Raw genomic sequence first — 26,643 nt, forward strand, 5'->3', positions numbered from 1 at the left:
AGCGCCACGGCCGGCGGCTTGCCAGGGCGCCGGCCTTCCCGTAGCGGAACGCCATGGGCTCCCTGGCGGACTTCCTAGGACGCAAGCGACCGCCGCCGCCGTGGGCGCAGTCGCTGTTCCAGGCGCCGCTCACCCCCCACCTGCGCGACGGCGCGGGGCGCACCCTGGTCTGGACGGTCGAGGACTTGAGCTCCAAGGCCACCATCACCGACCAGTTCAAGGCCAACGCTGCCGAATACCATCAGCGCTATTCGGCCTCCGACCACTTCGAAGGGCTGTTCCGCAGCGCGCTGGCCGCCACCGGGATCGAGGTCGCCGCCGCGCCGCTGATCCTGGACCTGGGCTCGGGGTCCGGGGTCAATTCGGTGGTCCCCTGCCAGCGGCTGTTCGAAAACGCCAGGATCGTGGCCACCGACCTGTCCGGCGAGCTGCTGGCCATGCTGGGCGCCTATGTCCAGGACCAGCCCGACCCGGAGGCGGTGGTGGGCGTGAAGATGGACGCCATGAGCGCGATCGTCACGCCTGGCGCCTTCGATGTGGTCACCGGCGCTTCGATCCTGCATCACCTGCTCGATCCCAGGCTGGGCCTGGCCGCCGCCGCCCGCGCGCTCAGGCCCGGCGGCCATGCGATCTTCTTCGAGCCTTTCGACGGCTGGGGCCTGCTGCGCTACGCCTACCGGCGGATCCTGGCCGAGTCCGCCCTGCGCGACGACCCGCTCGACGCCGGGATCGTCTCCGCTCTCGAAGCCATGATCCACGACGTGGCCACGCGCAGCGCGCCCGACACCGCCGCGCCCTGGTTCGCGGATCTCGACGACAAGTGGCTGTTCTCCCGCACGCGCATCGAGGCCTGGGCGACGAACGCCGGGTTCAGCGACGTCCGCTTCGTGCCGCACCTCGACCACGCCACCATGTACCGCGACACCGCCGCCGTGCAGCTGCGCCTGATGACCGGCCGCGCCGACCTCGCCCTGCCGGACTGGGCCCTGGTCGCCCTCGACGACCTCGACGCGGCCATGACCTACGACGCGCGCCGCCAGCTCATGCTGGAAGGCTCCATCGTCCTCACGCGCTGAGCGGGAACGGGAACCTGGAGGCCGGTTTGGCGGTTCGCACGCTCATGGAGCCGCGTCCGACCCATCTGGACACCCGCGACCCCGGCAAGGCGGGCGTGACCGACATCCGAGAGGAGGTCGACCGCGAGATCGACGCCTACGGGGACAAGACCGAGGGCCTGGTCCTGCTGGCGCCCGAGGACCGCTGGGACGAGTTCGTGCGACTGTCCGGCGCTCCGGCCGACGCGGAGACGGCGATCTATCGCGGCGTCGTCGTCAAGCGCGCCGCCGTCACCGCCGTAGTCGCCCAGGAAGGGTTCTGAAGGCCTTAGGCCTAGGCCCGGAAGCCCGCCTCGGCGAAGTCCAGCATGCGCGAGAGCAGGGCGGCCACGTCGCCCTCGCGCGTCGCGCCGCCCGACAGGTGATGCAGCCGGTCGAACTCCGCGAAGCGGTTGTTGTGCACCATGCCCAGGCAGAAATGCAGCCGCCAGTAGACGGTCTCCGGCGGCAGGTGCGGGCAGGCGGTCTTCAGCGCCTCGGCGAACCGCTCCAGGTGGGAAACGTCGTTCTGCAGCACCTCGCGGATCTCCTCGGTGCCTTCGGAGCGCGCACGGATAATGAACTGGGCGCTGACCTGACGGTTGCCGGCCGGGTCGGCCCAGCGCAGCGGCGGGGCGAACAGGGCTTCCAGCACCTCGCGCACTGGCGGCTTGCCGCCGTGCCGGTCGGCGGCCTCGTGCAGCATCCGCGCCCGCTCGCGGTTCAGCTCGCCGGTGCGCCGGCGGAAGATCTCGAACAGCAGGGCGTCCTTGGAGCCGAAGTGGTAGTTCACGCTGGCCAGGTTGACGCCGGCCGCGGCGGTGATGTCGCGCACCGAGACGTTCTGGAAGCCGTGCAGGGCAAACAGCCGCTCGGCGGCGGCGAACACCGCGGCCTTGGTGGCCGCCTGGTCCCCTTCCGACGCCGAGGGGTCGATGTCGAGGGCGTCGTCGGTCGTGGTGCGGTCGGTCATCGCGGCCCCTACCGGGACAGCTCCTTCATGGCCTTCTCCAGGCCCTGCAGGGTCAGCGGGAACATCCGCTCGCCCATCAGCTGTTTGATCAGGCCGACCGAGGGCGTGTAGTCCCAGTGCCGCTCGGCGGTGGGGTTCAGCCAGATCGCGTGCTCGAAGATGTTGGTCACCCGGTCGAGCCAGACGGCGCCCGCCTCCTCGTTCCAGTGCTCCACCGAGCCGCCCGGATAGGTGACCTCGTAGGGGCTCATGGTCGCGTCGCCCACGAAGATGATCTTATAGTCGTGGGGGAACTTGTGCAGGATGTCCCAGGTGTTCAGCTTCTCGGCGTGGCGCCGGCGGTTGTCCTTCCACACGCTCTCATAGAGGCAGTTGTGGAAGTAGTAGAACTCCATGTTCTTGAACTCGGACCGCGCCGCTGAGAACAGCTCCTCGCAGACCTTGATGTGGCTGTCCATCGAGCCGCCGATGTCGAAGAAGATCAGCACGCTGATCTTGTTGCGGCGCTCAGGGCGCATCTGGATGTCGAGGTAGCCCTTCTCGGCGGTGCCCTTGATGGTGCCGCCCATGTCGAGCTCGTCGGCCGACCCGTCGCGCACCCATTTGCGCAGGCGCCGCAGCGCCACCTTGATGTTGCGGGTGCCGAGCTCAACCTGGTCGTCGAGGTTCTTGTACTCGCGCCTGTCCCAGACCTTGATCGCCCGGCCGTGGCGGCCCTTGTCCTGGCCGATGCGCACGCCCTCGGGGTGATAGCCGTTGGCGCCGAACGGCGAGTTGGCGCCGCCTTCGCCGCGGCCTTCGCCTTCCTTCTCGTCGCTTTCGCGCCGCTCCTTGGCGCGCTGGGCCAGGGCCTCCATCAGCGCCTCGAAGCCGCCCATGGCCTCGATCTGCGCCTTCTCCTCCTCGGTGAGGAACTGGTCGGACAGCCGCTTCAGCCATTCGGCCGGGATGTCGGCGATGACGTCGTCGCCCAGCTTCTCCAGCCCCTTGAACACATGGGCGAACACCTGGTCGAACTTGTCGAGGTTGCGCTCGTCCTTCACCAGGGCGGTGCGCGACAGGTAGTAGAAGTCGTCGACGCTCCGATCGATGACTTGCTTGTCCAGGCCCTCCATCAGGGCCAGGTACTCCTTCAGCGTCACCGGCACCTTGGCCTGGCGAAGCTCGGTGAAGAACCGCATGAACATGCGCAGGGGTCTCTTTTTGGCGGTCTCGCAAGCCGCGAACGTCTGTTTGAACGCGGAGGATGGGACTTGAGGTGCGCGATGTCCAGCGCCCCCTCCGCCCCTGAAGAGGGCGCGATCCGGCGGTAATCTGGGCGCCGGCGCCTCGTTTCGTCAGGCGGAAGACGCGCCCAAGGCGGCTACCGGCTTTGCGCCGGCCTTCTAAGGTGACTTCCCTGCCCGGGGAGGGCGACAGCCAAGGAACGGCGTCCGGTAAGAGACGCGGGTGCGCACCTGATGGACCAGCCCACGCCGCAGCCGCCGCTGCAGGAGGCCGCCCGCGTTCAGCCGCGGCCGCTGTCGCTCACCACCAAGGTGCTGTTCGGCATCGGCTCGATGGAGGACGGCTCCCAGCTCATCGTCGTGGGTGGGGTGCTGCTGCTCTATTACAGCCAGATCCTGCACGTGCCGGCGTCGCTGGTCAGCCTGGCGCTCGGCGTGTCGCTGTTCGTCGATGCGGTCTTCGACCTGCTGGTGGCCCAGTTCTCCGACAACCTGCGCGCCCGCCTGGGCCGCCGCCACCCGCTGATGTACGCCTCCATCCTGCCGGTCGGGATCTCGTTCATCGCGCTCTGGACGCCGCCGCACGGCCTTTCCCAGCACCAGCTGTTCCTCTGGCTCTGCGTGACGGTCACTGCCTTCCGCTTCAGTCACAGCCTCTACATGGTGCCGTCGGGCGCGCTGCTGCCCGAGATCGCGCCCGGCTATCACGACCGCACCCAGATGTACGGCTTCCGTTACATGCTGGGCGCCACCGGCGGGGCGATCGCGGCGATCCTCACCTATGGAGTGTTCCTCAGGAAGACGCCGGAGTTCCCGCTGGGCCAGCTGAACCCGGCCGGCTACCCGCGCATGGCGATCGCGGTGGGCCTGCTGATGATGGCCGCCAACCTGATCTCCGACCTCGGCACCCATTCGCGCATCCCGCACCTCTATCGCCCGGCGCCGCGAGACGTGCGCTGGCGCGAGTGGGCGGCGGAGGTGGCCGCCATCTTCTCCAACCGCAACTTCCTGATCGCGGTGGCGGGCGGCGTGCTGGCGGCGATCCCGGTGGCGCTGACCGCGGGCCTGCTGATCTACATCAACACCTTCATCTTCAGCCTGCCGTCGAAGAGCGTGGCCCTGCTGGTGGCGACCCAGGCGATCTCCGCGCCGATCGGCTTCGCGCTCGCCGCCGCGGTCTCGGCCAAGCTGGAGAAGAAACGCGCCTATCTGGCGCTCTATGCGACGGGCGTGATCGTCACCCACGGGCCGCTGGTCCTGCGGCTCCTGGGCCTGCTGCCCCCGAACGGGGCCGCGTCGCTGCTGCCGATCCTGATCTCGACCCAGACCGTGGCCGGAATCCTGACCATCTCGGGCTCGATCGTGAACACCTCGATGATCGCCGACGTGGTGGAGGAGAACCAGGCCAGGACCGCGCGGCGCTCCGAGGGCCTTGTGCTGTTCTCCGACCGGCTGACGCTGAAGCTGGCTAGCGGGCTGGCCACCATCCTGCCGGGCATCCTGCTGGCGATCGTGAAGTTCCCGGCCGGCGCCAGGCCGTCGACCCTGGACCCGGCGATCATGCGCCACTTGGCGGAGATCTACCTGCTGCTGGCCTTCACCCTCAGCGGCCTGGCCATCCTCACCTGGCGGACCTTCCGTATCGACCAGGCCGGCCACCAGAAGAACCTCGCCGTCATCGCCGCCCGCCGCGCGGCCGCGGCGGATCGTCCTGAGGCCTAGACGGCGGCGGTGACCGGGCGGCTCAGTCGGCCGCCTCGGCGTAGATCTTCACCAGCCGGAACAGATAGTCGCGCTCGTCGTAGAGGCTCTTGACCTCGATGCGCTCGTTCAGGCCGTGGACCCCGTTGCCGGCGCCGTGGAAAGCGCCGGAGATGCCATAGGTCGGGATGCCGACGGGGGTCAGGAAAGCGCCGTCCGTCGCCCCAGCCGACATCAGCCGCACCTGCGGCACGCCGGGGTACATTTCCGCCGCGAGCTTCTCGGCCGGGCCCAGCACCTTGGGGTCGAGCGGCGGCGGCGGGGAGGCGGCGTTGCGCACCTCCGGCATGGTCACCTTCACCTGCGGATCGGCGATCACCTCCTCCAGGGTATGCAGCACCGCGTCGGAGCTCGTGCCCGGGAAGATACGGCAGTTGATGTTGGCCCGCGCCCGTTGCGGCAGGGCGTTGGTGGCGTGGCCGGCGTCCAGCATGGTCGCCACGCAATTGGTGTGCAGGATCGAGTTCTTGTCCGGATCCTTCTCCAGCGTCGCGCGCGCCGCGGCGTCCTGCGGGTTCTTCAGCAGGGCGACGATGGCCGCCTTCTGGTCGACCGGCTCGGTGGCCTCCAGGCGGGTGAAATAGTCGCGGGTGGTGTCGCTGAACATCACCGGGAAGCGATAAGCCTCCACCTTCGTCAGCGCGTGGGCGAGGTGGTAGATGGCGTTGTTCGGCATGGGCCGCGACGAGTGGCCGCCCGGGTTGGTGACCTCCAGCCGGTAGTTCTGCGACAGCTTCTCGCCCACCTGGATGCCGGAGAAGACCGGCTTGCCGTTGGCGTCCAGCCGCCCGGAGCCGCCCTCATTGATGGCGAAGGCCGCATCGATCAGCTCGCGCCTGTTCTTGGCCAGGTATTCCGCGCCGTTGAAGGCGCCGTTGGTCTCCTCGCCGCAGGTCAGCGCCATCTTCAGGGTGCGGCGCGGGTGGTAGCCCTCCTTCTTGAAGCGGACCATGCTGTCCACCCAGATCGAGGCCATCGACTTATCGTCCGCCGCGCCGCGCGCGTAGAAGTAACCGTTCTCCTCGACCAGGGTGAAGGGATCGCGCGTCCAGTCCTCGCGCTTGGCTTCGACCACGTCGATGTGGGCCAGCATCAGCACCGCCTTCGCCTTCGGATCCTTGCCCGGCAGGATGGCCACCAGGCCGCCCTCCTTCGGATGGTCCGGCACGCTGAAGTAGTGCAGGTCGCCGTCCGGGAACCCCGCCGCCTTCAGCCGCGCGCCCATCTTGGCGGCGGCCACGGTGCAGTTGCCGGCCGACAGCGTGGTGTTGGTCTCCACCAGCTCCTTGTAGAGCGCGCGGAATTCGACCTGGTCGGGCCGCGCCTGGGCCTGCGCCAACACCGGAACCGCCGCGCCCGCCATCAGCACGAGCACCGAAACCAAAGCCTTCGACATCTGAGAGTCCCCCTGAAACTGCGCCGACCTTAGGTGCCGCGACAGCCACCCGCCAAGGCCCTTCTGCCGTCCGCCGCTGCGCGGTGCGGCTAGTGCGGCGGCCCGCCACGCTTGCCAGCCCGGCGCGTATCCGTGCTACGCAAGCGCCAGGGGTGAGTTGACCGCTTGGGGGAGCGGCCGGGGCATGGACATCCACAAACCGAAGCCGTGGCACGGCTGGCGCGAGCTCGCGAAGGAGGTCGGCACGATCGTCATCGGCGTGCTGATCGCGCTGGGCGGCGAGCAGGCCGTCGAGTGGGCGCACACGCAAGGCGAGGTGCGCGGGACGCGGGCGGCGCTGCGTACGGACATCGGTCGCAGCCTGCGGACGCTGACCCTGGAGGCGCGGGAGGACGCCTGCTGGCCAGGCCTGCTCGACGCCATGGAAGCCTGGGCGAAGGGCGCGGCGCCGAAGCCGAAGTGGCCAGGTGTGCTCCAGCAATCCCTGGGCGGGACCGCGGCCTGGGAGACCGCCAAGAACGGCGCGGTCCCGCACATGGGCCAGGAGGAGCGGCTGACGTTCGCGCGGTACTACTATGGGATCGAGAACCAGCAGATCACCGTCTACCGCCAGGTACTGAATGACCTCGAGCTCCTGGGCTATCTGGAGCGCGACAGCCTCGATCCCCAGGAGTCGCATGCCCTGATCCGGTTGATCGGCCAGATCCGCGCCAACATCGCGGGCGAAAGCCGAAACATTCCCGGCATGCTCGCGGTGGGCCGCGGCCTTGGCGCAGGACCCGGACCGAAAATTCCGGCTTACGAGGCCCGCATCGACGCGCTCTGCGAAGCCTTCCCTCGGCCATCGCCGGTGACGGGAACGCGCTGACGATGGACATCCACAAACCCAAGCCCTGGCACGGCCTGCGCGAATTTCTGAAGGAGATCGGCACCATCGTCATCGGCGTGCTGATCGCGCTCGCCGCAGAGGCGGTGGTACAGAAGTTCCACGAAATGCGGCAGTCGGAGGAAGCTCGCGCGGCGGTGCGGGACGAGATCAATCTCGACCTGGCGAACATGAAGCGCCGCAATACGCTGGAGCCCTGCATCACGCGCCGCGTTGCGGAGCTCAGCGACTTCGTGGCCAGGGCCGAAGCGGGCGAGCCCGTCCAGCCGCCACTGACCATCGGCGCGGCGGGCCATCCGACGGTTTCGGTCGATCGGTGGGAGGCTGTGACCGCCGGTGGGCGCACCAGCCTGTTGTCGCTGCAGGAGCAGCGGACGTTCGCGCGGATCTACGTGCTGTTCATGGCCTACCAGGCGAACAAGGCCACAGAGCGCGAGGTGTGGGGCGATCTCATCGGGCTGGAGGGCGTGCGGCGCCCTTCGCCGGAACTGCTGGCGCAGGCGCGCGCGGCGCTCGGCCGCGCGCGGCTTCTGGACATCTCGGTGCGGGGAAACCTGTACGAGGCCAGCCTTTTCGCGGCGCAGATCGGTATCAAGGGCGAGGTCCCCGGGATCGCGGCCCAGGCGCCCCAATCCTACAAGGACCAGGCGATCTGCCAGCCCCTGTCCATGCCGGCCGAAGAGTCCGCCCGCCTGGCCGGCCCCCGGCCGCTGACACCCTGAGGCCAGCCGCATGGACATCCACAAACCCAAGCCCTGGCATGGCCTGCGCGAGTTCCTGAAGGAGTACGCCACCATCGTGATCGGCGTGCTGACCGCGCTCGCCGCCGAGGCGGTGGTGGAGAACCTGCACGAACGCCGCCTCTCCGCCGAGGCCCATGAAGCGGTGCGCGGCGAGATCGCCGCCGACCTGGGCTGGATGGTGCAGGACCGGCAGCAGGCGCGCTGCGTCGAGAAGCGTATCGACGAAATCGCCGCGATCCTGGCCGCCGCGCGCGAGGGCCAGCCGCACCCGATCGCCCAATGGATCGGCCGCCCGGCCAATGCGCCGGTCTCCACCAAGCGCTGGATCGCCGCCGCCCAGTCCGGCCGCGCGGCCCTGTTCGACAGCGACGAGCAGGGCGCCTTCTCGACCCTCTATTTCCCCATCGAGGGCTTCGTCGCCGCCCAGGAGCAGGGGCTGCAGGCCTGGGCGACCCTGCGCGCCCTGGAAGGCGCCAGGACCCTGTCGCCGCAGATGATCTGGGGCCTCAGCGAAGCGCTGCAAAAGGCGCGGATGGAGAACTTCAGGGCGCGCCGCGCGACCGATCGCGTCCTCAGCGATGCGAAGGCGCTCGGCATCACCCCGGTCGCGCCGCCGCACAAGGCCATGGACCTGGCCATGCCGCCCATCTGCGTGCCCATCGACACCGACCGCGCCACGGCCCTGCGCATGATCGCCAACCCCACCGGGTAGCCCTGAGCCATGGACCTCCACAAGCCCAAGCCCGGAAACACGCCGTAGCCAGCCGTGTCGGCATCGGCGCTTGCCGATCGTCTTGAAGGACGTAAGCCTTCGCGGAACGGAACGACAGCATGACCAACACGACCTATCGCTGGATCATCGTCGCGGCCGGCGGCCTGCTGGGCTGTGTCGCCATGGGGTCGATGTTCTCCCTGCCGGTGATGCTGCTGCCCATGGCCAAGGCCACCGGCTGGTCGGTGACCGGGGTCTCGGCGGCGATGACCGTGGGCTTCCTGGCCATGGCCGTCGGCAGCATGGCCTGGGGCAGCCTTTCGGACCGCATCGGCCCGCGCCGGGTGGTGCTGATCGGCACGGTGGTGCTGGCCGTGGCCCTGGCGATCGCCAGCCGGACGACCTCGCTGCTGGCCTTCCAGGTGGTGTTCGGGATCGGCGTCGGCGGGGCGGCCTCGGCGATCTTCGCCCCGATGATGGCCTGCGTCACCGGCTGGTTCGACACCCACCGGAGCCTCGCCGTCTCCCTGGTCTCGGCCGGCATGGGCATGGCGCCCCTGACCATGTCGCCGCTGGCCGCCTGGCTGATCACCCACCACGACTGGCGCGTCACCATGGAGATCGTCGCCGCGGTGGCCGCCACCCTGATGATCCCGGTGGCCTTCCTGGTGCGCCGCCCGCCCGCGCTGGGCGGGGAGGGCGCGGGCGAGGCCGCCCCGGAGACCGCCGGTGACGCCCCCGCCATGACCGCCGGCCAGGCGCTGCGCTCGCCGCAGTTCCTGATCCTGGTCGCCACCAACTTCTTCTGTTGCGCCACCCACTCCGGCCCGATCATTCACACGGTGAGCTATGCGCTGACCTGCGGCATCCCGATGGTGGCGGCGGTGTCGATCTACAGCGTCGAGGGCCTGGCGGGCATGGGCGGGCGCGTCGCCTTCGGCTGGCTGGGCGACCGGTTCGGGGCCAAGCGGGTGCTGGTGGTGGGCCTGCTGGCCCAGGCGCTCGGCGCGCTGGGCTACATCGCCGCCGGCGACCTTGGCGGCTTCTATGCGGCTGCGGTGCTGTTCGGCTTCATCTATTCCGGCGTCATGCCGCTCTATTCGGTGATCGCGCGGGAGAACTTCCCGCTGAAGATGATGGGCATGGTGATCGGCGGCACGGCCATGGCCGGCAGCCTGGGCATGGCGACCGGCCCCATCGTCGGCGGCATGATCTACGACGCGGTCGGCAGCTATCGCTGGCTCTACATCGGCTCGTGCCTGATGGGCCTGGGCGCCTTCGCCATCGCCATGACCTTCCGGCCGTTCCCCAAGGCCGACCCCGAGCCGGCGCTCGCCTAGCGCTTCTCGCTGTCCAGCATGGCCATCTGGATCTCCGGATAGCGCGTGCCCGCGGCCGAGCCCCTCGGCACGGCGGTTTCTAGGGCGGCCACCTGGGCGGGGATCAGCGGGGCCTTCAGGGCGCCCAGCGCCTCGGCCAGCCGGTCCCGGCGGCGCGCGCCGACCAGGGGGACCATGTCGTCGCCCTTGGCCGCCACCCAGGCGATGGCCGCCTGGGCCGGCGTCAGGCCGATGGTCGCGGCCGCCGCGCGCAGCCGCTCGGCCAGTTCCAGGTTCTTCGCCAGGTTCTCCCCCTGGAAACGCGGGCTGTGGCCGCGGAAGTCGCCGGGCTGGGCGGTGTCGCTGGTGGCGTGGCCGCTGATCAGCCCGCGCGACAGCACCCCATAGGCGGTGATGCCGATGCCGAGCTCGCGGGTCGTGTCGAGGATCCCGTCCTCGATGCCGCGCGAGACCAGGGCGTACTCGATCTGCAGGTCGACGATGGGATGGACGGCGGCGGCCCGGCGGATCGTCGCCGAGCCCACCTCGGACAGGCCGATGTGGCGCACATAGCCGGCCTTGATCAGCTCGGCGATGGCCCCGACGGTGTCCTCGATGGGAACATTGGGGTCCAGTCGGGCCGGGCGGTAGATGTCGATGTGGTCCACGCCCAGGCGCTGCAGGCTGTAGGCCAGCGCGGTCTTCACCGCCGCCGGCCGGCCATCGAAGCCCAGAAAGGCGCCCCTCGGGTCGCGCTGGGCGCCGAACTTGACGGAGAGCAGGTAGCTGTCGCGCGGCGCGCCCTTCAGCGCCTCGCCCAGCAGCATCTCGTTGTGGCCCATGCCGTAGAAGTCGCCGGTGTCGATCAGGTTGATCCCGGCGTCGAGCGCGGCATGGACGGTGGCCAGGCTCTCGCCCCGGTCGGCCGGGCCGTACATCCCCGACATGCCCATGGCGCCCAGGCCGATGGCCGAGACCTCCGGGCCGGTCTTGCCGAGTTTGCGCATCTGCATGGGTCGCCTCCTGTGGCCTGGACGTCGGTCCGGTGACGCGCAACTTAGGGGTCCCGCTTCGCCTGGATAAGCCCCCAGCCGCCACTATCCGCCCGCGGCGCCCGACGGGGCGAAGTGTGAAACCGATGTAATTTGACACCTGGAACGACAGCTGTAGTCCTTGCGAGGACTACAGCTGTAGAGGGTTGGGGCCTGTGAACGTCACCGTCGCCGAAAGCCTTGTGATGAAGCTGCTGTGGGCGAGGAGCCCGCGCCGCTCGGAAGAGCTGATCGCCGAGCTTGGTCCCTCCGAGAACTGGAGCGAGACGACCGTGCGCACCCTGCTCGCACGGCTGGTCAAGAAGGGCGCGGTGGCGGCGGAGCCGGACGGGCGGCGGTTCCTGTACCGGCCGCTGATCAGCGAGGCCGACTACCTGCACGCCGAGAGCAAGGGGCTCATCCAGCGCCTGTTCGACGGCCGGCTCGGCCCGTTCGTCACCCAGTTCTCCGAGCGCGAGAAGCTGACGGCGGAAGACGTCGCCCACCTGAAGCGCCTGATAAGCGACTACGAAGATGGAGAGTGAAATCCTGGCGGCGCTCGCTCGCAGCAACCTGGCGTCCGCCACCGCGATCCTGGCGGTCGCGGCGGTCCGACCGCTGTTGCGGCGCTTCGCCGGCGCGGGGGTCGCCTATGCGGCCTGGCTCGTCGTCCCGGTCGCTGCGATGGCCTGCCTGCTGCCGGCGCGGTCGGTCGTCACCGTGATCGCCCGCGCGCCGGCGGTCCCGCCGCCGCCGCGGGAGGGCCTGACGTCCCTGGCCGCGGCCGCGCCGCCGACGGGCGAGGCCGCATTCCGGATCGATTGGCAGGCGGTTCTGCTCTGCGCCTGGCTGGCGGGCGCCGTGATCGGCGTGGCCTGGCTCCTCTGGCGGCAGCACCGTTTCATGGCCGGGATCGGACCCGTGCGGCGGGATGGCCAGATCCTGCGGGCCCAGCACTCGATGGCCGGGCCTGCGGTCATCGGGGTCCTTGCGCCGAGGATACTGGCGCCGGCCGACTTCGACCGGCGCTTCTCAGCCCGCGAGCAGGAAGTCGTCCTGGCCCACGAGCGGAACCACATCGCCACGGGCGACCCCGCCATCAATGCCCTGGTGCTGCTCTGGCAATGCCTCAACTGGTTCAATCCGCTGGTTCATTTCGCAGCGCGCGCGCTCCGGCTGGACCAGGAATTCGCCTGCGACGCCGCCGTCATGGCCAGGTTCCCCAGGGCCCGGCGGTCCTACGCCGAGGCCATGCTGAAGGCCCAGACGGCGGCCATGGCCCTGCCGCTCGGCTGCTACTGGCCGGCCGCCGCGGCCTCGGCGCTGGAACAGCGGCTGGTGCTGCTGAACGCGCCGAGGCTGCCCGTTGGACGTCGGGCGGCGGGGGCCGGCGGTGCGGTCCTGCTCGCCCTGATGACCAGCCTCGCCGTCTGGGCCGCTCAGCCCGCCCACCGCATCGTCCGCCTGGCGCCGGAGGCCGGCGTGTCTCCCCTTCCGGCCTCGCGCCCGTCTCGCATGGAGCAGGTCACGCCGTATCCGGTCCCGGTGAAGGCCGCCGTGGCGGGTGAGGTCGCCTCAGCGCCGCTGACCGCCGCGGACGTGGCGGCAGCCTCGATAGCGAACGCGCCGCCGGCGTCCGTCCAGGACGATCCAGGGCCTCCCACGACGATCGACTACGCTGTGAGGCCCGACGGGTGGCTGCCGCGGCTTCGACCCGGCGTCAGCATCGACATGTCGATCAGTACGGTGCTGCCGAACGGCAAGCTGCTGGGCGAGCACGTCACCTATCGCCAGGGCACGGCCTACACGTCGGGCTCCGTGAACTTCGTTCCGCGTTATCTCCTGGTCCCCGGCGCCCGGCAGGTGGGCGACAAGGTCGAGTTCCACCCGGCGCTCTACCTCGATGGCCAACTGATCGGGTCCGGCGCGGCGACCGTCGCGTCCGGCGAGGCCGCCGAGCTCGTGCTGGACAATGGCCAGAAGGTCTCGGTCGGCGCCGTCCTCCACGCCGGCTCCGACGGACCGCCGCGCCCCGGTTAGCGACCGCGGGCGCTCCACCGCCCCGCTTCGATCCCTCGACCTTCCCCAAAACCGACGCCCGCCGGCGCTGGATGACGCCGCGCGCGCCTATGCCAGGAGTTCCGCCATGCCGTTCACGCGCCGCGCCGTCTCCGCCGCGTTCACCGTCGCCCTGGTGACCTCAACGACCGCTGCCGCCCAACCTGCCGCGGGGCCGCCGCCCGCGCCACCTTCGACGACGACCGTGCAGGGCGTGGTCGTCACCGGCCAGGCCGCGCCGATCACCACCTCGATCGATCGGCGCAGCTACAGCGTCGCCGGCGACCTTCAGGCCCAGACCGGCTCCATCGCTGACGCCCTGCGCAACATCCCCTCGGTGCAGGTGGACCTGCAGGGCAACCTCAGCCTGCGCGGACAGGGGAACGTCACCATCCTGGTCGACGGCAAGCCCTCTGCGCAGTTTCGCGGCGCCTCAGCCGGTCAGGCGCTGCAACAGATCCCGGCCGACCGGATCGAACGCGTCGAGGTGATCACCAACCCATCGGCGGAGTTCCAGTCCGAGGGATCGGGCATCATCAACCTGGTGATGAAGAAGGCGCGCGGGGCGGGGCGGACCGGCTCCGCCCGCCTCGAGGCTGTCTCCGGCGCGCGTTTCATCGCGACGGGCAGCCAAGGCTACAATTCCGGTTCGCTGTCCTGGACGACGGACGCCCAGTACCGGCACGACACCCAGCGCCAGGTGGGCCAGGACGACCGCGCCGCCCTCGATCCGGCCGGTGGCGACATCCTCGCCAGCCACGACGCCAGCCTCGGGCACGTGGAATACGACTACCTGGGCGCCCGCTCGGCCGTCGATTTCGACTATGACGCCAAGAACCGCCTGAGCGGTGAGGTGCGGGTCCTGTTCACCAGCTTCGACCTCAGGGCCACAGACGATTTCCAGCGGACGGACCCGACAGGCGGTTTGGCGGAGGCCTTCAACCGGGTTGCGCTCACCACGGCCCGGCAGGCCTATGGCGGCGCGACCGGAACCTGGCGGCGCAGGTTCCGCATCGACGGCGAGGAGCTGGTGGTCAGCGCGAACTACGAACAGGTCCAGAGGATCGGCTACCGACGCGAGGACATCGCCGAAAGCACTCCCGCTCTGCCGGAGTCGTTCGACCGCCTGTCGTCCAAGAACGCCGTGCGCCAGACCGATCTCAAGGCCGACTACACCCTGCCGTTTTCAACCGGCAAGCTGAAGGTCGGCTACGCGCTTCAGATCATCGACAACGGCTTCAACAACGGCGGGTCCTTCGGCGCGGCGCCGGACGTGCTTGTGGTCGCGCCCGCGTTCGTCGACCTGTTCGACGACCGGCAGGTGCTCAACCAGGCCTATGTCACCTACGAGCGCCCGCTCGGCGCGGTGACGGTGCTGGCGGGCTTGCGGCTGGAGGACGAGAGCCTCGACCTCACCCAGACCACCCTGGGGCTGGAACGCCGGCGCGACGATCTGCGGGCGAACCCCAGCCTGCACCTCGCCTACAAGCTGACCGACGCCCAACAGCTCACCGCCAGCTACAGCCGCCGCGTCCAGCGGCCCAACCCGGAGGACCTCAATCCGTTCGCGATTCAGATGGACCCCACCGACCTGCGGGCCGGGAACCTCGACCTGAAGCTGCAGCAGACGGACTCCTTCGAGTTCGGCTACCAGCTGCGCCGGAGCCCCGCGGTCTACATGGCCAACCTCTACTGGCGGCGGAACAAGGACGCCTTCACCGACGACGTCCGCGACCTCGGCGACGGGATCTTCCTCACGCAACGGGTCAACGCCGAACGCACCCGCAACGCCGGCCTGGAGCTGATCGCGGCGGGCCGGCTCATGCCGACGCTGACCTACAACCTGAGCGGCGACCTCTATTGGAGCCAGTTCGACCCGACCCCGTTCGGGGCGCCGCGGACCCGCACGGCGACCACGGTCTTCGGCCACGCGACGCTCAACTGGCAGGTCACCAAAGCCGACTTCGTGCAGGTCGGCGCCTTCGAGAACGGAAAGCGGCTGACGGCGCAGGGCTTCGCCAAGCCATCGGGCGCCGTCAACCTCGGCTATCGGCACAGGATCGACGAGCGCCTGTCGGTCCTGGTGGTGGTCCAGGACCTCTTCAAGACGCTGCACGATTCCCAGGTGATCGAGACCCCGGCCCTGAAGACCGGGTCCCGGCGCGATACCGACTCGCGCGTGCTCCTCATCGGGATCTCGCGCAGCTTCGGCGGCCGCGGCGGGCGCGATCCGGGGTTCGAGTTCAAGCAGGGCGGGACCGCCCCGCAATAGCGCTGGCGGGGTCACCCGCTAGCGCTTGCCGAACGCCCGCAGGAAGGTCTTGGCCGCCAGCTTCGCCTCGTCCTCGATCTGCTTCTCGGTGAGCTCGGGGATGGCGTTGCAGAGCCGGGCCTTGAAATAGCGGTTCTGGGCCAGGCCCAGGAACTGGTGGGCGGCGTCCAGCGGGTCGTCCAGGTCCAGGTGGCCGGCCGCCTGCATGCCGCTCAACAGCTCGGCCACCCGCTCGGCGCCGAGCTTGGGACCCGCGTCATAGAAGGTGCGGCCGATCTCCGGCGAGCGCTCGGCCTCGGCGGTGATCAGGCGGAAGTTCTTCAGGTTGAAGTCGGTCAGCACGCGCCGCAGATAGGCGCCGCCGATCCGCCGCAAGGTCTGCTCCGGCGTCTCCTTGTCGGTGGGCATGGCGAAGATTTCGTCCTGCCACAGGCAGCGCCGTTCGACATAGGCGTTGAACAGTTCGTCCTTGCTTTTGAAGTAGTTATAGAGCGTGCCCTTGGAGCCGCCGAGCCGCGCGGCGATCACCGACATCGAGGCGTTGGCGTAGCCCTCTTCCAGGAAGACCTCCTGCGCCACATCTAGGATGAGCTCGCGGCGCTGGTCGCGGTCCAGTTTGGTTTTCGTCAGCAGCATCATCTTTTTTCCAACCGTACGGTATGGTCAGTCTTGACGGGTCAAGGCAGGGTTCGCTATATCGTCCCCCAGAATATATGACCGTACCGTACGGTATGACAAGAGTCGGACCATGACGACGTTCTCCCGCCCGCTCCCAATGACATCCCTCGGGGCCCTGCTGGCCGCCACCGCGCTTACCGCCTGCGCCACCCTGCCGCCGCCGTCGCCCGCCAGGGTGGCCAAGACACCGGCCAGCTACGCCACCACCCAGGCCTTCGCCGGCGCCAGCCGCGACTGGCCGGCCGACGCCTGGTGGCGCGCTTACGGCGACGCCCAGCTCGACGGCCTGATGACCGAGGCGCTCTCCGGCTCGCCCAGCCTGGCCCTGGCCGAGGCCCGCGTGCGCAAGGCCGAGGCGATCGTCTCCTCCACCCATTCGCGCGAGCTGCCGAGCCTCAACGCCAACCTCGGCGTCGAGGAGATGAAGCAGAGCTACAACCTGGGCATCCCCAAGCCGTTCGTGCCCAAGGGCTACAACTGGTACGGCCGCGAGGCGCTGGACTTCTCCTGGGAGCTGGACTTCTGGGGCAAGAACCGCGCCGCGGTGGCCGCCGCCGTCTCCGACACCCGCGCCGCCCAGGCCGACGCCGCCGAGGCGCGGCTGATGCTGTCGACCAATGTCGCGGCCGCCTACGCCGACCTGGCCCGCCTCTACGCCGAACGCGACGTGGCCGAACGCGCCCAGGCCGCCCAGGCCGAGACCGCCAAGCTGGTCTCCGACCGGGTGAAGAACGGCCTCGACACCCTGGGCGAGCAGCGCCAGGCCGAGGCCCAGCCGCTGCAGGCCAAGGCCGACCTCGACGCCATCGACGAGCAGATCGCGCTGACCCGCAACCGCCTGGCCGCGCTCGCGGGCGCTGGCCCCGACCGCGGCCTTTCCATCGCCCGGCCCAGCATCGCGGCCCTGAAGCCGCTGGGCGTGCCGGGCCAGCTCGCCGCCGACCTGGTCGGCCGCCGCCCCGACGTCGCCGCCGCCCGCTGGCGCGCCGAGGCGGCGACCAGCCACATCAAGGAGGCCCGCGCCGCCTTCTATCCGGACGTCAACCTGACCGCCTTCCTGGGCGTCCAGGCCCTGCATCTTTCCGCGCTCACCGCCTCCGGCTCCGACATCGGCTCGGTGGGCCCGGCGCTCAGCCTGCCGATCTTCGAGGGTGGGCGCCTGCGCGCCGGGCTGAAGGGCGCCGAGGCCGACCGCGACGCCGCCGTCGCCAGCTACGACGCCGCCGTCACCGAGGCCTTCCACCAGGTCGCCGACGTGCTGGCTTCCGACAAGGCCCTGCAGGTCCAGTTGGCCGACAGCCGCGCCGCCCTCGCCGCCAGCGAGGACGCCTACCGCATCGCCAAGCTGCGCTACCAGGGCGGGCTGTCGACCTATCCCGCCGTGCTGCTGGTGGAGCAGGACCTGCTGCGCCGCCGCCGCGCGGTGGCCGACCTCGACGCCCGCGCGCTGACCCTCGACGTGGAGCTGATCCGCGCGCTGGGCGGCGGCTACCACGTCACGACCTGACCCGCCGCTTCGTCCTCTTGCACGACCGCCTGGTTTTCACGACTCCCAGTTCCAACCCGACGCCTTCCCGACGCCGATCCTCCAAGGACCACTCAGATGTCCGACACCGCCACCTTCGCAAAGACCGGCGTCGAACCGGGCCCCGGGGTCCAGGTCTCCGGTCCGGCCGCCGCCCAGACCGCGGCCAGGTCGCGCCGCCGCCAGATGCTGATCCTCCTGGCCATCGTCGTGGTGCTGGCCGCCGTGCTCTACGGCGCCTACGCCCTGCTGTTCGGCGGCCGCACGGTCTCCACCGACAACGCCTACGTCGGCGCCGACGTGGGGCAGGTGACGCCGCTGATCGCCGGTCCCGTCGCCAAGGTGCTGGTGCGCGAGACCGAGCAGGTCAAGGCCGGCCAGCCGCTGATCGTGCTGGACGACGCCGACGCCAAGATCGCCGTCGAGCAGGCCCAGGCCGCGCTCGGCCAGGCGATCCGCAAGGTGCAGGGCTATAGCGCCAACGACACCGCGCTCGCCGGCCAGCTCGCCGCGCGCGACGCCGATATCGCCCGCGCCCGTTCCGACCTCGACCGCGCCAAGACCGACCTCGACCGCCGCCAGGCGCTGTCGGCCTCCGGCGCCGTCTCCGGCGATGAGCTGACCAACGCCAAGAACCGCTACGCCGAGGCCCAGGCCGCGCTCGCCCAGGCCCAGGCCAGCCGCGCCGCCGCCGCCGGCCAGCGCGAGGCCAACCGCGTGCTGATCGCTGGCGTCTCCCTCGACCAGAACCCGGAAGTCGCCGCCGCCAAGGCCCGCCTCGACGCCGCCCAGCTGATGCTCGACCGCACGGTCTTGAAGGCGCCCATGGACGGCATCGTCTCCAAGAAGCAGGTGGAGGTCGGCCAGCAGGTCGCGGTCGGCGCGCCCTTGATGGCCATCGTCCCGGCCAACGACGCCTACGTCGACGCCAACTTCAAGGAAGTGCAACTGAAGAAGGTGCGCCCCGGCCAGGCGGTGACGCTCACCTCCGACCTCTATGGCTCGGACGTGAAGTTCCACGGGCGCGTGCGCGGCCTGTCCGGCGGCACCGGCTCGGCCTTCTCCCTGATCCCGGCCCAGAACGCCTCGGGCAACTGGATCAAGGTGGTCCAGCGCCTGCCGGTCCGCATCGACCTCGACCCCAAGGAGCTGGCCCGCCACCCCCTGCGCGTGGGCCTGTCCATGAAGGCCACCGTCGACATCTCGCACGCCAACTAAGCTTCCGCCCTAAGTCCTGAAAGGCGCGGCCATGGCCGACGACTCCAAGCCTGTCCAAGCGCAAGCCGCCCAGCCTGCCGGGCCGGCTCCCATGCAGGGCGCCGCCCTGGCGATCACCGCCATCGCGCTGGCGCTCGGCACCTTCATGCAGGTGCTGGACACCACCATCGCCAACGTCTCGGTGCCGACCATCGCCGGCAACCTGGGCGTCTCGGCCGACCAGGGCACCTGGGTGATCACCTCCTTCGCGGTGGCCAACGGCGCCTCGGTTCCACTCACCGGCTGGCTGATGCAGCGCTATGGCGTGGTGCGGACCTTCGTGGCCTCGGTCACCGGCTTCACCATCGCCTCCTTCCTCTGCGGCGTGTCCTGGAACCTGCCGTCGCTGATCGTCTTCCGGATCCTGCAGGGCGCGCTTTCCGGCCCGATGATCCCGGGCTCGCAGGCGCTGCTGATCATGATCTTCCCCGCCGCCCAGCGCGGCACGGCGCTGGCCCTATGGTCGATGACCACCCTGGTGGCGCCGATCTGCGGGCCGATCCTCGGCGGCTACATCTCCGACAACATCTCCTGGCCGTGGATCTTCCTGATCAACCTGCCGGTTGGGGCGATCTGCGCCGTCGTCTGCTGGCGCGCCATGAAGAGCCGCGAGACCCCGACCCGCCAGCTGCCCATCGACCGCTGGGGCTTCTTCCTCCTGCTGACCTGGGTCGGCGCGCTGCAGGTCATGCTCGACACCGGCAAGGACGCCGACTGGTTCAACTCGCCGGCCATCGTCGTCGAGATGCTGATCGCCATCGTGGGCTTCATCGCGTGGCTGATCTGGGAGCTGAACGAGGCGCATCCGATCGTCGACCTGGCCCTTATGAAGAACCGCAACTTCGTGCTCGCCACCACCGCCTCATGCCTGGGCTATGCGGTGTTCTTCGCCACCAACCTGCTCCAGCCGCTCTGGCTGCAGACCCGCATGGGCTACATCGCCACCTGGGCGGGCCTGGTGGCCGCGCCGTCCGGCGTGGTGGCGGTGTTCCTGACCCCGTTCGCCGCCCGGATCATGAACAAGGTCGACGCGCGCTGGACGGCGACGCTGTCGCTGCTGGCCTTCGCCGCCTCCTTCTACCTGCGCTCGCTGTTCACCAGCGACGTCGGCTTCCAGGCGCTGGTGATCCCCATGCTGGTGCAGGGCATCGCCATGGCGACCTTCTTCGTCTCCATGGTGACCATGGCGCTGAACGGCCTGCCGGCCCAGATGGTCCCCCAGGCGACCGGCATGTACAACTTCCTGCGGATCACCGCCGGCAGCTTCGCCGCCTCGCTGGTGACCACCAGCTGGGACCGCATCGAGGCCGTGCACCAGACCCGGCTCTCCGAGACCATGGGCTCCCAGGCGCCGTCCTTCGTCCAGAGCATGTCGAAGCTGCAGGGCGCGGGCCTCTCGCCGCTGCAGTCGCTGGGCGCGGTCACCAACCAGGTGGTGAGCCAGGCCTATATGCTGGCCACCGTCGACATCTTCCGGGTCTGCGCCTGGCTGATGGTGATCGTCATTCCCATGGTCTGGCTGAGCCGCAAGGCGATCGGGGCCGGCGGCGCGGCGCACGCGGCGGACTAGCGCTGGACGGCGGGCTAGGGCAGGGCGGACTGGCCCCCGAAGCCCTCCGCCGCCTTCAGCTTGCGCCAGACCGTCATCCGGCTGACGCCCAGGCGGCGCGCGATCTCCACCGGCCCGACCCCGGCCTCCTGCAGGGCGCGGATCTCCTGGGTCGCCGCCGCGCGCCTGGGCCGCGCGCCGCCGTTCGGCTCGGCCGCCGCCACCGCCTCCAGCGCCGCGCGCAGCGCCGTCCCGCCCGGGCCGCGGCTGCTCAGCGTCGGGCGGATGATCTCAAGGCCCGCGCCGCGGCGCTCCAGCCGCTCCAGCACCGCCAGCATGGCCCGTCCGCTGCCGCCCAGGCGCTCGAGACGGCCCACCACCAGCTGGTCGCCCGGCCCGATGGCGTCCAGCAGCGCATGCAGCACCGCGAAGGCGTCGCCGCCGGACGTGGCGTCGACCTCCAGCCGGACCTCGTCGCAGCCGGCCGCGCGCAGGGCCTCGGCCTCGGCCGCGGCGTCGTCCTCACGAGCGAAATCACGCGCCAGCTCGCACCCGAAACCGGGTACGCGCTCTGGCCGCCTGACGTAGCCGATCCGGCGCATACCCCTGCGCGTCTCCTATAAGGTTAGGACTTGCCCCAAGGGTCCCAGATGCCAAGCGCCGCCACAAGCGGCGAAGGATTAAATCCAGGCAATATTCAACCCTTGGACGGGGTAATTCAGGCGGGATTGTGTTCGCCTACCGCCGTTTTTGCGGCGTCCGCGGCATAACTCTCCCACGAACGCCTCAGAATATATTCGCGATCGACTGTGTCGCCGACCTCGAAGCCGTATTCACCCACCGTCTCGTAGCCATGGCGGGCGTAGAACCGCTGGGCGCCGTGGTTCTCCGACCAGACGCCGATCCAGACCGCGCGCGGTCCCGCCGCCTGCAGCCAGCCCACCATCTCGGCGAACAGGGCGGCGCCCAGGCCCGCGCCCTGCCAGGCCTTGCGGAAGTAGATGCGCTTGATCTCGCCGCAGGCCGGCGTCGCCTGCGGGTGCGGTAGGCCACAGGGCCCGGCCAGACCATAGCCGATCGCCTGGCCGTCCGCCTCCACCAACCACGACGCCTTCGCCGGGTCGGCGAGGTCCTTGCGCGTCCGCTCCAGGTCGTAGGCCTCGACCAGGAAGCGTTCGAGGTCCCGCGGCGGATAGAGATGGCCGAAGGTCTCGACGAAGGTCTCCGCGCCGATCGCCGACAGGGTCGCCGCATCGGCCGGGCCGGCGCGCCGTATTATGGGTTCAGGCATCGGCAGGCGGGGAATCTGAAGCTAGGATTGGGCATGACCGTCGCGCTTTATACTCATCTGGACATGCTGGGCCACCGTCCCGGCGACCGCCATCCGGAACGGCCCGAACGCCTGGCCGCGGTGACCGCGGCGCTGGACGACAGCGATCTCGACCTTTCGCCCCACGAGGCGCCGCTGGTCGACGACGCCGACCTGCTGGCGGTCCACAGCCGCGAATACCTCGACGCCATCGCCGCCACCCGCACCGAGGCGGGCACGGTGAAGCTGGACGAGGACACCTACATGTCGGCCGGCAGCAAGGCCGCCGCGCGCCGGGCGGCCGGCGCCGTGGTGGCCGCGGTGCGCGACGTGGCCGCCGGCAAGACGGCGCGCGCCTTCTGCGCCGTGCGCCCGCCCGGCCACCACGCCGAGCCAGGCTTGCCCATGGGCTTCTGCATCTTCTCCAACGTCGCCGTCGCCGCCCGCGCCGCCCAGGCGGCGGGCCTGGAGAAGGTCGCCGTCGTCGACTTCGACATCCACCACGGCAACGGCACCCAGGCCGCTTTCGACGGCCAGGACGGCCTGTTCCTGGCCTCGATCCAGCAGTGGCCCATGTGGCCCGGCACCGGCCATCCGTCGGAGCCGACCGCGCCCAACATCGCCAACGCCGTCTCGCCGGAGGGCGCCTCGGCGGCGGTCTGGCGCAAGGCCTTCGAGAGCCTGATGCCGCGGGTCGACGCCTTCGCGCCGGACCTGATCATCATCTCGGCCGGCTTCGACGCCCATGTGCGCGACCCACTGGGCGGCGGCGGCCAGGCCCTGGAGGCGGAAGACTTCGCCTGGGCCACCCGCGCCATCGTCGAGGTCGCGGGCCGCCACGCCAAGGGCCGGGTTGTCTCTTCGCTGGAGGGCGGTTACGACCTTCAGGCTCTGGGCTCGTCGGCGCTTGCGCACGTGCGCGCCCTCTCGCTGGGGTAGGGACGGAGCTCTCGTGAAGGCGAAGCCGCCAGTCGTTCGCGGGCCAGCCCTTCGCCGGCCAGCTCTTCGCCAGCCAGTCATTCGCGAGGGTGGGCTGAGGCCGTGAACGCGGAAACCGCCAGCATCGCGTCCGCGGAGGCGGCCTGGGGCCGTCCGGGCGTGATCACGCTCGCCCGCCACGGCGAGCCCGCCCTGTCGCGCCAGGTCCGCCTGACCGCCGCCGAATACCGCGAGTTCTGGGCCCGCTATGAGGTGATGGGCCTGCTGCCGGGCCAGACCCCGCCCAAGGACCTGGCCGCCTTCGTGGAACGCTGCGACGTGCTGATCGCCTCGACCCGCCAGCGCGCCATCGAGAGCGCCGAGGCGCTGGGCAGGGGCCGGGCCTTCACCCGCGAGGAGTTCCTGGTGGAGGCGCCCCTGCCGCCGCCGAACTGGCCCGGCTGGATCCGCCTGTCGCCGCGTCTGTGGGGTTTCTTCGCCCGCTTCTGGTGGTGGTTCTTCAACCACCACGAGGGCCAGGAGACCCGCAAGGAGGCCGAGGCCCGCGCCGAGTTCGCCGCCGCCGAGCTCGCCGCCATCGCTGCCGATGGGCGCGACGTGGTGGTGCTGGCCCACGGATTCTTCAATGCGATGATCGGCCGGGCGCTGCGCCGCCGCGGCTGGAGGCGGACCCTGCGCGAAGGCTACAAATACTGGTCGACGCAACGCTTCGAGCGGTCCTAGGTAGAATCCATGTCCGAACCCGCCGATATCGCCGCCATGTCATTTGAGCAGGCGCTCGCCGAGCTGGAGCAGATTGTGGGTCGGCTGGAGAGCGGCCAGGCGCCGCTGGAGGATTCGATCCGCATGTACGAGCGCGGCGCGGCGCTGAAGGCCCATTGCGAGGCCCGCCTGGAGGCCGCGCGCCTGCGCGTGGAGAAGATCGTGGTCGGCGCGGGCGGCGCCCAGGGTGTCGAACCCGCCGAGTTCAGCTGATGCCGAAAGGCTCCTGATGCCAAAAGTCTCCTGATGCCAGTGCTCTCGAACGGAGAGCTGGGCCAGCGGGTGGCCGAGGCCGCCGACCTCGTCACGGTCGCGCTGGATGAACTGCTGCCGCGCGCCGACGGGCCGGAGGGCCGGCTGACCGAGGCCATGCGCTATTCGGCGCTCGGGCCCGGCAAGCGGCTGCGCACCTACTTCGCGCTCGAGACGGGGCGGATGTTCGACGTGCCGGAGCGCTCGACGCTGCGCGCCGCCTGCGCGCTGGAATGCATCCACGCCTACAGCCTGGTGCACGACGACCTGCCGGCCATGGACGACGACGACACCCGCCGCGGCCGGCCCTCGGCGCACAAGGCCTATGACGAGGCCACCGCCATCCTGGCCGGCGACGCCCTGCAGACCGCCGCCTTCGAGATCCTCGCCCATCCGGACACCCATTCCGACGGGGCGATCCGCGCCGAGCTGGTGGCCAGGCTCGCCCAGGCGGCGGGCGCGCGCGGCATGTGCGGCGGCCAGATGATCGATATCCTGGGCGTGCGCGACGACCTGGGCGGGGTGGCGCGCATGCAGCGGCTGAAGACCGGCGCGCTGATCGCCTGCGCGTTCGAGCTGCCGCTGGTGCTGGCCCGCGCCAAGGATTCGGAGCGTCACGCCATGCTGGCTTTCGCCCACGACCTGGGCCTGGCCTACCAGATCGTCGACGACCTGCTGGACGCCGAGGGCGACCCGGAACGGCTCGGCAAGGCGGTCGGCAAGGACGCCGGAAAAGGCAAGGCGAACTTCGTCACCCTGTTGGGCGTGCCGGCCGCGCGCGAGCGCCTGGCGCTCCTGCGGGAGCAGACGAAATCGCACCTGGAGCCCTTTGGCGCAGCGGCTGAATTCCTGAGGGCCAGCGTCGATTTCGTGTTAGAGCGCCAATCCTAGATCGTCCCCTAATCAGTCCCGCCCGGTTCGTTTTCATGCCCGTCACCCCGCTGCTCGACACGGTCGATTCGCCCGCCGACACCCGCGGTCTTTCCATCGCCGAGCTGAGGCAACTGGCCGACGAACTGCGCGCCGAAACCATCGATGCGGTCTCGGTCACCGGCGGCCACCTGGGCGCGGGCCTGGGCGTGGTCGAGCTCACGGTGGCGCTGCATCACGTCTATGAGACGCCCAAGGACATCCTGATCTGGGACGTCGGCCACCAGGCCTATCCGCACAAGATCCTCACGGGTCGCCGCGCCCGCATCCGCACGCTTCGCCAGGGCGGCGGCCTGTCGGGCTTCACCAAGCGCGCGGAAAGCCCCTACGACCCCTTCGGTGCGGCCCACGCCTCGACCTCGATCTCGGCCGCTCTGGGTTTCGCCGCCGCCCGCGACCGCAAGGGCGAGGACCACCGCGTGGTCGCCGTGATCGGCGACGGCTCGATGAGCGCGGGGATGGCCTATGAGGCGATGAACAACGCCTGCGAGACGACCAGGCAGCTCACCGTCATCCTCAACGACAACGACATGTCGATCGCCCCGCCGGTGGGCGGAATGAGCGCCTACATGGCCAGGCTGGTCTCCGGCGGCGGCTACCAGTCGTTCCGCAAGGTGGGCCGCACGGTGGCCAAGGTGCTGCCCAAGCCGATGCAGGAGGCCGCCCGCAAGGCGGAGGAATACGCCCGCGGCATGGTCACCGGCGGCACCCTGTTCGAGGAGCTGGGCTTCTACTACGTGGGCCCGATCGACGGCCACGACATGGGCGCCCTGGTCCATGTTCTGAGGAACGCGCGCGAGATCACCGACCGCCCGGTGCTGGTCCATGTGGTCACCCACAAAGGCAAGGGCTACGCCCCGGCCGAGGCCGCCGCCGACAAGCTGCACGCGGTGGCGAAGTTCGACGTGGTCACCGGCCAACAGGCCAAGGGGCAGGCCATCGCCCCCAGCTACACCAAGGTCTTCGCCCAGGAGCTGATCAAGCGCGCCGAGATCGACGACAAGATCGTCGCCATCACCGCGGCCATGCCGTCCGGCACGGGCCTGGACCTGTTCGGCCAGCGCTTCCCGGAGCGGACCTACGACGTCGGCATCGCCGAGCAGCACGCGGTGACCTTCGCCGCCGGCCTGGCCGCCGACGGCATGAAGCCGTTCGCGGCGATCTATTCCACCTTCCTGCAGCGCGGCTATGACCAGGTGGTCCACGACGTGGCGATCCAGCGCCTGCCGGTGCGCTTCGCCATGGACCGCGCGGGCCTGGTGGGCGCCGACGGGCCGACGCACGCGGGCTCCTTCGACATCGGCTACATGGGCGCGCTGCCCGGCATGGTGCTGATGGCCCCGGCCGACGAGGCGGAGCTGGCCCACGCGGTGGCCACGGCCGTGGAGATCGACGACCGCCCGTCCGCCTTCCGCTATCCGCGCGGCGAGGGGACCGGCGTCGCCATCCCGGACCTGGCCGCCCCCTACGAGATCGGCAGGGGCCGCATCCTGCGCGAGGGGACCGCCGTCGCCATTCTGTCGCTGGGCACACGGCTCGGCGAGGCGCTGAAGGCCGCCGACCTGCTGGCCGCCCGAGGCCTCTCGGCGACCGTCGCCGACGCCCGCTTCGCCAAGCCCTTGGACGTGGAGCTGGTGCTGCGCCTGGCCCGCGAGCACGAGGCCCTGGTCACCGTGGAGGAGGGCGCGGTCGGCGGCTTCGGCGCCTTCGTCCTGCAGACGCTGGCCCAGCACGGCGCGCTGGACCGCGGCCTGAAGGTCCGTCCCCTGGTGCTGCCCGACGTCTTCCAGGACCAGGACAAGCCCGAGGCCATGTACGCCCAGGCCGGCCTCGACGCGGACGGCATCGTGCGCGGCGTCCTGGCCGCGCTCGGCATGGACAACGCCGTCGCCATGGGCTGGCGCGCCTAGCGTCCGGACTCAACAGCCGCATTCCCCGCGAAAGCGGGGAAAACGGATGTCTGTGTCCGCT

Annotated in this window: 25 protein-coding genes; 18 read left to right on the forward strand and 7 right to left on the reverse strand. The window is 70.2% G+C overall.

Annotation, left to right across the window (positions count from 1 at the left end):
• Window positions 1-53 precede the first annotated feature (53 nt).
• Together VGL85_RS07565 and VGL85_RS07570 are read left to right on the forward strand one after the other, a co-directional pair.
• Window positions 54-1,076 (forward strand): class I SAM-dependent methyltransferase, encoded by a 1,023-nt coding sequence (locus tag VGL85_RS07565; RefSeq protein WP_331587658.1) that lies wholly within the window; start codon window positions 54-56, stop codon window positions 1,074-1,076.
• A 26-nt stretch (window positions 1,077-1,102) separates the two neighbouring features.
• Window positions 1,103-1,378 carry a hypothetical protein gene (locus VGL85_RS07570; protein ID WP_331587660.1) on the forward strand — a complete coding sequence of 92 codons (276 nt, stop codon included), beginning with the start codon at window positions 1,103-1,105 and terminating at the stop codon, window positions 1,376-1,378.
• 11 nt (window positions 1,379-1,389) lie between these two features.
• On the opposite strand, the gene VGL85_RS07575 is transcribed toward VGL85_RS07570, so the two are convergent.
• On the reverse strand, window positions 1,390-2,067 hold the full coding sequence (locus VGL85_RS07575; RefSeq protein WP_331587662.1) for a TetR/AcrR family transcriptional regulator: 678 nt from the start codon (window positions 2,065-2,067) through the stop codon (window positions 1,390-1,392).
• A gap of 8 nt (window positions 2,068-2,075) precedes the next feature.
• A complete protein-coding gene (locus tag VGL85_RS07580) occupies window positions 2,076-3,254 on the reverse strand; it encodes a VWA domain-containing protein (protein ID WP_331587664.1) in 1,179 nt (392 codons plus the stop codon).
• A gap of 273 nt (window positions 3,255-3,527) precedes the next feature.
• On the opposite strand from VGL85_RS07580, the gene VGL85_RS07585 reads away from it, so the two are divergent.
• Window positions 3,528-5,015 carry an MFS transporter gene (locus tag VGL85_RS07585; RefSeq protein WP_331587666.1) on the forward strand — a complete coding sequence of 496 codons (1,488 nt, stop codon included), beginning with the start codon at window positions 3,528-3,530 and terminating at the stop codon, window positions 5,013-5,015.
• A gap of 22 nt (window positions 5,016-5,037) precedes the next feature.
• Here the strand turns inward: VGL85_RS07585 and VGL85_RS07590 are convergent, their stop codons facing one another.
• Window positions 5,038-6,450: a M20/M25/M40 family metallo-hydrolase gene (locus tag VGL85_RS07590; protein WP_331587668.1), complete on the reverse strand. Its 1,413-nt coding sequence runs from the start codon at window positions 6,448-6,450 to the stop codon at window positions 5,038-5,040.
• A gap of 184 nt (window positions 6,451-6,634) precedes the next feature.
• On the opposite strand from VGL85_RS07590, the gene VGL85_RS07595 reads away from it, so the two are divergent.
• The 4 genes from VGL85_RS07595 to VGL85_RS07610 all read left to right on the forward strand — a co-directional run bounded on the left by VGL85_RS07595 (window position 6,635) and on the right by VGL85_RS07610 (window position 10,131).
• Window positions 6,635-7,318, forward strand: a complete 684-nt coding sequence (locus tag VGL85_RS07595) for a hypothetical protein (RefSeq protein WP_331587670.1) — start codon at window positions 6,635-6,637, stop codon at window positions 7,316-7,318.
• A 2-nt stretch (window positions 7,319-7,320) separates the two neighbouring features.
• Window positions 7,321-8,058 carry a hypothetical protein gene (locus VGL85_RS07600; RefSeq protein WP_331587672.1) on the forward strand — a complete coding sequence of 246 codons (738 nt, stop codon included), beginning with the start codon at window positions 7,321-7,323 and terminating at the stop codon, window positions 8,056-8,058.
• Between the two features lie 10 nt (window positions 8,059-8,068).
• Window positions 8,069-8,791, forward strand: a complete 723-nt coding sequence (locus VGL85_RS07605) for a hypothetical protein (protein WP_331587675.1) — start codon at window positions 8,069-8,071, stop codon at window positions 8,789-8,791.
• A gap of 119 nt (window positions 8,792-8,910) precedes the next feature.
• Window positions 8,911-10,131: an MFS transporter gene (locus VGL85_RS07610; protein WP_331587677.1), complete on the forward strand. Its 1,221-nt coding sequence runs from the start codon at window positions 8,911-8,913 to the stop codon at window positions 10,129-10,131.
• Here the strand turns inward: VGL85_RS07610 and VGL85_RS07615 are convergent.
• The gene (locus tag VGL85_RS07615; RefSeq protein ID WP_331587679.1) at window positions 10,128-11,123 is read right to left on the reverse strand and encodes an aldo/keto reductase; all 996 of its coding nucleotides are present in this window, start codon (window positions 11,121-11,123) and stop codon (window positions 10,128-10,130) included. The genes VGL85_RS07610 and VGL85_RS07615 overlap by 4 nt on opposite strands.
• A 194-nt stretch (window positions 11,124-11,317) precedes the next feature.
• On the opposite strand from VGL85_RS07615, the gene VGL85_RS07620 reads away from it, so the two are divergent.
• From VGL85_RS07620 to VGL85_RS07630, 3 genes are all read left to right on the forward strand, one after another.
• On the forward strand, window positions 11,318-11,686 hold the full coding sequence (locus VGL85_RS07620; RefSeq protein ID WP_331587681.1) for a BlaI/MecI/CopY family transcriptional regulator: 369 nt from the start codon (window positions 11,318-11,320) through the stop codon (window positions 11,684-11,686).
• Window positions 11,676-13,181: a M56 family metallopeptidase gene (locus VGL85_RS07625; RefSeq protein WP_331587683.1), complete on the forward strand. Its 1,506-nt coding sequence runs from the start codon at window positions 11,676-11,678 to the stop codon at window positions 13,179-13,181. The genes VGL85_RS07620 and VGL85_RS07625 overlap by 11 nt, the downstream gene beginning before the upstream one ends.
• 106 nt (window positions 13,182-13,287) lie before the next feature.
• The gene (locus VGL85_RS07630; protein WP_331587685.1) at window positions 13,288-15,471 is read left to right on the forward strand and encodes a TonB-dependent receptor domain-containing protein; all 2,184 of its coding nucleotides are present in this window, start codon (window positions 13,288-13,290) and stop codon (window positions 15,469-15,471) included.
• Window positions 15,472-15,489: 18 nt separating this feature from the next.
• On the opposite strand, the gene VGL85_RS07635 is transcribed toward VGL85_RS07630, so the two are convergent.
• A complete protein-coding gene (locus VGL85_RS07635; RefSeq protein WP_331587687.1) occupies window positions 15,490-16,107 on the reverse strand; it encodes a TetR/AcrR family transcriptional regulator in 618 nt (205 codons plus the stop codon).
• Between the two features lie 112 nt (window positions 16,108-16,219).
• Here VGL85_RS07635 and VGL85_RS07640 point away from each other — a divergent pair, with 112 nt between their 5' ends.
• The 3 genes from VGL85_RS07640 (at window position 16,220) to VGL85_RS07650 (ending at window position 20,501) form a co-directional block, all read left to right on the forward strand.
• Window positions 16,220-17,656, forward strand: coding sequence for an efflux transporter outer membrane subunit (locus tag VGL85_RS07640; protein ID WP_331587689.1), 1,437 nt, complete (start codon window positions 16,220-16,222; stop codon window positions 17,654-17,656).
• 96 nt (window positions 17,657-17,752) lie between these two features.
• Window positions 17,753-18,892 (forward strand): HlyD family efflux transporter periplasmic adaptor subunit, encoded by a 1,140-nt coding sequence (locus VGL85_RS07645; RefSeq protein WP_331587691.1) that lies wholly within the window; start codon window positions 17,753-17,755, stop codon window positions 18,890-18,892.
• Between the two features lie 31 nt (window positions 18,893-18,923).
• Window positions 18,924-20,501, forward strand: coding sequence for a DHA2 family efflux MFS transporter permease subunit (locus VGL85_RS07650; protein WP_331587693.1), 1,578 nt, complete (start codon window positions 18,924-18,926; stop codon window positions 20,499-20,501).
• Between the two features lie 14 nt (window positions 20,502-20,515).
• Here VGL85_RS07650 and VGL85_RS07655 read toward each other — a convergent pair whose 3' ends face one another.
• Complete coding sequence (locus VGL85_RS07655; RefSeq protein ID WP_331587695.1) at window positions 20,516-21,082, reverse strand: recombinase family protein; 567 nt, start codon at window positions 21,080-21,082, stop codon at window positions 20,516-20,518.
• A gap of 116 nt (window positions 21,083-21,198) precedes the next feature.
• On the reverse strand, window positions 21,199-21,771 hold the full coding sequence (locus tag VGL85_RS07660; protein WP_331587697.1) for a GNAT family N-acetyltransferase: 573 nt from the start codon (window positions 21,769-21,771) through the stop codon (window positions 21,199-21,201).
• A 33-nt stretch (window positions 21,772-21,804) separates the two neighbouring features.
• On the opposite strand from VGL85_RS07660, the gene VGL85_RS07665 reads away from it, so the two are divergent.
• The 5 genes from VGL85_RS07665 (at window position 21,805) to dxs (ending at window position 26,582) form a co-directional block, all read left to right on the forward strand.
• The gene (locus VGL85_RS07665; protein ID WP_331587699.1) at window positions 21,805-22,728 is read left to right on the forward strand and encodes a histone deacetylase family protein; all 924 of its coding nucleotides are present in this window, start codon (window positions 21,805-21,807) and stop codon (window positions 22,726-22,728) included.
• Window positions 22,729-22,830: 102 nt separating this feature from the next.
• Window positions 22,831-23,451: a histidine phosphatase family protein gene (locus VGL85_RS07670; protein ID WP_331587701.1), complete on the forward strand. Its 621-nt coding sequence runs from the start codon at window positions 22,831-22,833 to the stop codon at window positions 23,449-23,451.
• Between the two features lie 9 nt (window positions 23,452-23,460).
• Window positions 23,461-23,703: an exodeoxyribonuclease VII small subunit gene (locus VGL85_RS07675; protein WP_331587703.1), complete on the forward strand. Its 243-nt coding sequence runs from the start codon at window positions 23,461-23,463 to the stop codon at window positions 23,701-23,703.
• 33 nt (window positions 23,704-23,736) lie between these two features.
• A complete protein-coding gene (locus VGL85_RS07680) occupies window positions 23,737-24,633 on the forward strand; it encodes a farnesyl diphosphate synthase (RefSeq protein ID WP_331587705.1) in 897 nt (298 codons plus the stop codon).
• 35 nt (window positions 24,634-24,668) lie between these two features.
• Window positions 24,669-26,582 carry a 1-deoxy-D-xylulose-5-phosphate synthase gene (gene dxs, locus VGL85_RS07685; RefSeq protein WP_331587707.1) on the forward strand — a complete coding sequence of 638 codons (1,914 nt, stop codon included), beginning with the start codon at window positions 24,669-24,671 and terminating at the stop codon, window positions 26,580-26,582.
• Window positions 26,583-26,643: the final 61 nt, after the last annotated feature.

This window comes from Phenylobacterium sp. (genome assembly GCF_036501465.1).
Lineage (GTDB): Bacteria > Pseudomonadota > Alphaproteobacteria > Caulobacterales > Caulobacteraceae > Phenylobacterium.